The 6,536-nt window shown below is 66.9% G+C and carries 6 protein-coding genes and 1 pseudogene; 1 reads left to right on the forward strand and 6 read right to left on the reverse strand.

From position 1 onward, the window contains the following. Nucleotides 1-2: 2 nt before the first annotated feature. The 6 genes and pseudogenes from AC5IJH_RS09825 to AC5IJH_RS09850 form a co-directional block, all read right to left on the reverse strand. On the reverse strand, nt 3-1,085 hold the full coding sequence (locus AC5IJH_RS09825; protein ID WP_491902638.1) for a hypothetical protein: 1,083 nt from the start codon (nt 1,083-1,085) through the stop codon (nt 3-5). A 3-nt stretch (nt 1,086-1,088) separates the two neighbouring features. Then, a complete protein-coding gene (gene rseP / locus AC5IJH_RS09830; RefSeq protein ID WP_491902639.1) occupies nt 1,089-2,489 on the reverse strand; it encodes an RIP metalloprotease RseP in 1,401 nt (466 codons plus the stop codon). Between the two features lie 84 nt (nt 2,490-2,573). Further along, a complete protein-coding gene (locus AC5IJH_RS09835; RefSeq protein ID WP_491902640.1) occupies nt 2,574-3,749 on the reverse strand; it encodes a 1-deoxy-D-xylulose-5-phosphate reductoisomerase in 1,176 nt (391 codons plus the stop codon). Between the two features lie 61 nt (nt 3,750-3,810). Beyond that, entirely contained in the window at nt 3,811-4,155 is a 345-nt protein-coding gene (locus AC5IJH_RS09840; RefSeq protein ID WP_491902645.1) for a hypothetical protein, read from the reverse strand. Further along, nucleotides 4,152-4,715 (reverse strand): phosphatidate cytidylyltransferase, encoded by a 564-nt coding sequence (locus tag AC5IJH_RS09845; RefSeq protein ID WP_491902641.1) that lies wholly within the window; start codon nt 4,713-4,715, stop codon nt 4,152-4,154. Before AC5IJH_RS09845 ends, AC5IJH_RS09840 begins: the two co-directional genes overlap by 4 nt. 49 nt (nt 4,716-4,764) lie before the next feature. Beyond that, nucleotides 4,765-4,980 (reverse strand): annotated as a pseudogene (locus AC5IJH_RS09850) (phosphatidate cytidylyltransferase); the annotation flags it as partial. A 240-nt stretch (nt 4,981-5,220) separates the two neighbouring features. On the opposite strand from AC5IJH_RS09850, the gene AC5IJH_RS09855 reads away from it, so the two are divergent. After that, nucleotides 5,221-6,417 carry a YXWGXW repeat-containing protein gene (locus AC5IJH_RS09855; RefSeq protein WP_491902642.1) on the forward strand — a complete coding sequence of 399 codons (1,197 nt, stop codon included), beginning with the start codon at nt 5,221-5,223 and terminating at the stop codon, nt 6,415-6,417. Nucleotides 6,418-6,536 lie beyond the last annotated feature (119 nt).

Genomic DNA, 6,536 nt, shown 5'->3' on the forward strand with positions numbered 1-6,536 from the left:
GGTCAGACAACCGGTGCCGGCAGCGGCTCGCGCGCGATGCTCCCTGCGATCAGCCGCGCGCTGAGCGGCACCACCAGCAGCGCGTACGGCAGAAACACCCGCACCTCCACTGCCGTGCCCAGCGTGAAGAACATCGCGAAATGCGCCACCGACGCGGTGACGAGTGCCAGCGACCAACCATCCAGCGCCGCCCACCGCCGCCCGGCCAGCCACAGCGTCAGCCACCACGGAAACAGCGCCAGCACGATCGCCAGGTAGCCCTCGGGCCAGATCAGGTTGTGCAGCAACTGCAGTGACTCCACCTGCTTCGGCGCACCGGGATACAACCGGTGCATGATCCAGTACTGCACGCCGGCCGCAGCCAGCGCGGCCAGCCCACTCGCGATCCCCTGCACCGTGCGCCCCAGCGGTAAGGACCTCCCTTGCGGAAGCACGCACACCAGCAGGCACCCCAGGTGGAACGCCACCATCGCATCCGCGCGCACCGTCGCGCCCACGGCCGCAAGCAGGATCAGCGCAGGCGCAGCAAGCACCGCGCGCCGTGAGCGGAGCGCCGCCGCGCTCAGCACCAGCAGCAGCAGCGTCGGATCCGTCTCCGGCTTCTGGTACCAGAAGCTCCACAACAGGTACACCAGCACCACGCCAAAGCCGAGGCTGACCTTCAGCCACCGCACCAGCTCCTCACGGCGCGCATCCCCGGCAGACATATCGTCGCCGTCGCCGTTACTGTCATCCATCAGGAAGTGAAACAGCAGCAGCAGGCTCGCCAGCAGCGACAAGCCGTCGATCAGCGCAAACATGTGCCTCAGCCCGGTGTGCGTCAGGTCTGCCAGCAGCGCCGCCAGCCGGATCACCCCAATGCGATACTGCGCCGGCGCAAAGCCGCGCCCGGCCAGCAGGTCCAGCCAGTCCGTGCCGCCCGCATGCCAGCTGCGGCTGTAGTTCCAGTAGTCGAGGTAGGTGTATCCCGCCGTGATCAGCAGGACGACCGTCGTCACCGCACTGCGCAGCCGCGAATCAGGCCGTCGATCGAGGCTGCGCGTGGAGGGCGGCGCAACAGCGCCGGTAGAGACCGGCTGCGCCATCGCTTACGGTTTGACCTTGGGTAGCTGCGACAGCTTCGTGATGTCGTTGATCATCACGAACGCGGCAAACAACAGCAGCAGCACAAACGCGCCCTGGTAGATGCGCTCCTTGAACTTCTGGTCCAGATCGTGCCGCAGCACGCTCTCGATCAGCAGCAGCAGGATCACGCCGCCATCGAGAATCGGCACCGGCAGCAGGTTGAAGATGCCCAGGTTCAGGCTGATGATCGTCATCAGGCCGATGATCGGCTGCCAGCCCGGCTGAATCGCGGCAAGGCCAGTCTCGCGCGCAATGCCGATCGGCCCGCTCAGGTTCTGCACGGCCATGTGGCGCGTCAGCATCCGGCGCAGCACTTCGAGGATCAGCCCGGAGTTCTTCAGGTTGAACTGCACAGACTGCACCACGGCCGCGGGCAGCGGCAGCGCCTCCACCCGGAACGGCGGTGGCTGTGGCGAGAAGCCGAGCTGGTACACCTTGTTCCCCTCGCTCGTCGTGTTCAGCTGCGGCGTAATGGTCAGCGTGCGCGTCGTGCCGTTGCTCTCCACTTCCACGTCGACCGGCGCGCCATGCTTCGACTGCAGGTACGCCAGCACCGCGGTCGCCGAGTGCAGCGGGTGCCCATCGATCGCCAGCAGCTTATCGCCGGCCTTCAGACCCGCCTTGCCCGCCGGCATCCCCGGCTCAATCGCGTTCACCAGCAGCGGCGTGCTCTGCATCTGCGGCACCGTGCCGATCGTCGCAAAGCTGAACTCATCGGGGTTGCGGAGACTCGTCACCGCCAGAGAGCTTTTTTCTTCCTTGCCGTTGCGCTCAACGGTGACCGGCACCGTCTGCCCCATGTTCAACTCGGAGCGCAGACCGATCTCGTCCCATGTGGGATTCTCGACCTGCTCATAGCGCACGACGCGGTCGCCCGCCTGCAGCCCCGCCTTCGCCGCGGGTGAGTCCGCCAGTACGTAATCCACGGTGGCCGGCCGCGCGGAGCGGTAGGCGTCCACCTCGTGGTGCATCATGTACAGCCCGGACATCAGCACCAGCGCCAGGATGAAGTTGGCGACCGGGCCCGCAACCGCGATCAGCACGCGCTGCCAGCGCGGCTTCGAGTTCAGGTCACCCGGATCCCGCACCAGCTCGCCCGTCGCCTCCGGGCCAGTCATCGGCACCATCCCGTCGCCGCCCAGCTCGCCCTGCATCTTCACGTAGCCGCCCAGCGGCAGCAGGCTCAACCGGTAATCGGTGTCCCCCACGCGAAAGCCGAGCAGCCGCTTACCGAAGCCGATCGAGAACACCTCGACCTTGACCTTGAACAGCTTGGCCATGGCGAAGTGACCGAACTCGTGCACCAGAACCATGATGCCGAGCACAAGCAGAGTGCTGAGGATGCTGATAACGACGAAGGGCATAGAGAAGAGACGGCTGAGGACCCTTTCCGGGGTAGCTCGAGTGTGCAGCCTGCCGCGCCCGCTTTCGGCGCGTCGCAAAACAACTTACGTTGCCGCCAGCGCCGCACCCGCAACGGCCGCTTCGGCCCGCGCGCGGGACGCGGCGTCCACGGCCAGCACCTCGGCAATCGTCGCCGGATGACTGGGTGGGGTCGCTGCCAACACTGCCTCAATTGTACGCGGGATGCCGAGGAACCCGATACGTCCTTCGAGGAATGCCGCCACCGCCACTTCATCGGCTGCGTTCAGCGCAATCGCATGCGCGCCGCCCCGCTCCGCCGCCTCGTACGCCAGCCGCAGGCACGGGAATCGCGCAAAGTCCGGCTGCTCGAAATGCAGGTCCGCCAGCGCGCTCATGTCGAAGGTCAACTCGCTCGGCACGCGCTCCGGATAACTCAGCGCATACAGGATCGGCAGCCGCATATCGGTCACCGAGATCTGCGCCAGGATCGACCCGTCCACATACTCCACCAGCGAGTGCACCGTCGATTGCGGATGCACCGTCACCTTCACCTGCGACGGCGGCAGGTCGAACAGCCGGCACGCCTCAATGATCTCGAGCCCCTTGTTCAGCATCGTCGCCGAGTCGATCGTGATCCGCTGCCCCATCACCCAGGTCGGGTGCTTCAGCGCCTGCCCCACCGTGATGTGCTCGAACTCCGCAAGCGGCAGGTTGCGGAACGGGCCGCCCGACGCCGTCAGCCAGATCTGCTTCACCTCGCGCCGCGTCCCCGCGCGCATGCACTGGTGGATCGCGTTGTGCTCGGAGTCGATCGGCAGCAGTGGCACACCGCGCTCCGCCGCTGCACGCGTCAGGATCTCGCCCGCCGCCACCATGCACTCCTTGTTCGCGAGGCCGACCGGCTTGCCCGCCAGCACCGCCGCATACGTCGCCTCCAGCCCCGCCACGCCCACGATCGCCGAGACGACGAAGTCCACATTCGCGAGCGTCGCCGCCCGCACACTGCCCTCCGTGCCGCTCGCAATCTCGACCCCGCTCACGCCCGCGGCTCGCAGACGCGCAGCAAGCGCATCCGCCAGCTCCGGCGTTCCCATCGACACCAGGGTCGGCCGCCAGCGCACGCACTGCTCGAAGGCGAGCTCCACGTTCCGCCCCGCCGCCAGCGCAGCGACCGCAAAACGCTCCGGATACTGGCTCACGATCGAAAGTGTGCTGGTGCCGATCGAACCCGTCGATCCCAGGATGGCAATGCGCTTCAACAGTGTGGCTTCTCCATGCGTCTCATTAGTATGCCGCTTCCGCCCCGCGTCGCGAACCGCTTCAGAACACCCCGTACTTGATCGCGACCACCCTTTCGACCAGGTTGTCGTGCGCGTCGAAGCGGTACTCCGCCGTGTAATCACGCTCGAAGATGTACGGCGCCTTGCGTTCTCGAATGACTGCGTGAATGTTGTAGCGCTCGTACTGGGTGTGCTCGATGTGCTGGCGATCGAGATACGCAAGCACCTGCTTCGGAGTCGCGTCGTCGGGCACCCCGGCCGTCAGGATCTGCTGCGCACGCTGCAACTCCGCCGCTCCCGTCGTGCAGCCGGTCGGCAGGGCCATCAGCGCCATCGCTGCGAGTGCGCCCGCAAACAGCCGTCGTCCTGCAGGTCTCGGCGTCATAAAAAGCTCTGCTGCACCAGTTGCGCAATCCACAGCACCGGCGCCGCCAGAAGCAGCGCATCGATTCGGTCGAGCACCCCGCCATGACCCGGCAGCAGCGTGCCGGAGTCCTTCACATTCGCACCCCGCTTCAGCGCCGATTCCACCAGGTCGCCCACCTGTGCCGCGATATTCAGCAGCACCGCCAGCAGCAGCCAGTGCCCCAGGCTTCCGCCATACGACAGCCCCGTCAGGCTGTGCCGCGCCATCAGCATCGCCAGCAGAAACAGCAGCGCCGCCACGATCATGCTGCCCGCGACAGACGCCACGCTGCCCTCCCAGGTCTTGTTCGGGCTCAGCCGCGGCGCCAGCTTGCGCCGCCCGAACGAGCGCCCGACGTAGAGCGCCGCAATGTCCCCCGACCACACCACGCAGAACAAGAGCAGCAGCAGCGACGGCCCCTGCTCCTGGGCCAGAATCAGCGGCAACGTGATCATCGCCATCCCGATGTAAAGCAGCGCAAACACCGAAGCTGAGGTATCCAGCAGCACCCGCTCGAGCGGCGCGCGAAACGCAATCACGGCAAAAAAAAATCAGCGACAGCGCGACCAGGCTCGCCGTCAGCATGTCCGGCCGGTAGAAGGCGACCGCAAACAGCGCCGCCAGCCCAATCAGCACCACAATGCGCGGCGTGCGCGCACCACTCGCATCCGCCAGCGCCAGGTACTCCCAGCCAGCGAGCAGCGCGACCAGGCCCGCGACCAGGGTCACCAGCCACAACGGCCCTCGAAACAGCAGCAGGATCACCAGCGGGATCAGTACCGCCGCGGTCAGAATACGTGCCATCGCTCATCAGCATAACCGGCCCGGCGCAGTCACCCTCAATCACGCCCGCATAAGGCAGCCGCCCTTTGAGAGGTAATCGTCCCAATTACCTGGCAGGCCCGCAAACCCTTCAGAGGTAATCGCCACGATTACCTCGACCCCGAAGAACCATAGCCCGTACCACCCCGTTGCTGTACCGTTTAGGTGCTTTTCGGAGAGAAAACAGGACAACCTTGCCCACCAGCGAGGGTCCGTAACCCTATGCAAGACCGCACGTACAGCCCGATCGCCAGCCGCCCCCGCGCCGCCACCAGCAGCTCGAACCGCCTGCGCCTCGCCGGCACCGTCGCGCTCGGCATGGCCGCCCTGCTCTCGATCAGCGGCTGCCAGAAGAACAACCCGGTCGACCCCGCCGACGTGAACGCCGCCCAGGCCGATCCCGGCGCCCCGACCAACGGCCACGGCCAAGTCCTGCTCAGTGACGGCACCTACGGACCCGCGCCCACCAATCAGCCAGCAGAACAGGCCACCCTGGGCGCCACGCCGACCATACCGCCCACGCCTGCCCAGTCCGCGCCCCCGCGTCGTCGGGAGAGCGCCCCGGCCCGGGAGTCCTACGCAGCACAGGCCGCCCCGCAGCCGCAGGAACAGCGCGCTTATCAGGACCAGCAGCCGGCCGAGGACGACGGACCCAATGCGGCGGATTACGCCGATTACGACAGCGGATCGAACGAAAACAGCCCCTACGAGACCACCAACGCGTACGACAACCAGAGCTATCAGCAGGATGCGTACGGCGACGGCTACCAGGCCGGCTACCAGGCTGGTATCCAGGCGTCTGAGCCGCCGCCCCCTCTGCCTGTCTACGGCCAGCCCCCGTGCCCCTCGTCCGGCTATCTCTGGAACCCCGGCTACTGGGCCTATGGCCCCTACGGCTACTACTGGGTGCCCGGCGCCTGGGTCGCCGCGCCCTACACCGGCGCGCTCTGGACGCCCGGCTGGTGGGGCTTCTTCGCCGGCCTCTACCGCTGGCACCACGGCTACTGGGGACCGCATATCGGCTTCTACGGCGGCGTCCCGTACGGCTTCGGCTACACCGGCCAGGGCTTCCATGGCGGCTACTGGGATCACGACCAGTTCCGCTACAACCGCGCCGTGACGAACGTGAAGATCGTCAACATCACGAACACCTACAACACAGTCGTGATCCAGAACGTGGTCAACAACAATCACGTCAGCTACAACGGTGGTCGCGGCGGCCTCTCCGTCCGGCCCACCCCGAGCGAGTTCGCAGCCATGCGGGAGACGCACGTCCGCCCTCTGCCCGCCCAGCTCGCGCATGTCGAACAGGCACGCAACAACCGCCTGCAGTACGCGACCTTCAACCAGGGCCACCCGCCCGTGGCGGTCGCGACCCGACCGATTGCTGTTCAGCACCTGCAGGCGCGCCAGCTGTGATCAACCCGGGCGTCAACGGCGCCACCCGGCCCACCCCCCCCGCTGGCGATGCATCCTGCACCCGTGCCTGTCGCCCGCCCCGTCGAGCGTCCCCGGCGAGCGCCCCACCGACCGCGTTG

The sequence above is a fragment of the Candidatus Dedyshia acidiphila genome (assembly GCF_051025295.1).
Classification (GTDB): Bacteria; Acidobacteriota; Terriglobia; order Terriglobales; family Acidobacteriaceae; genus KBS-83.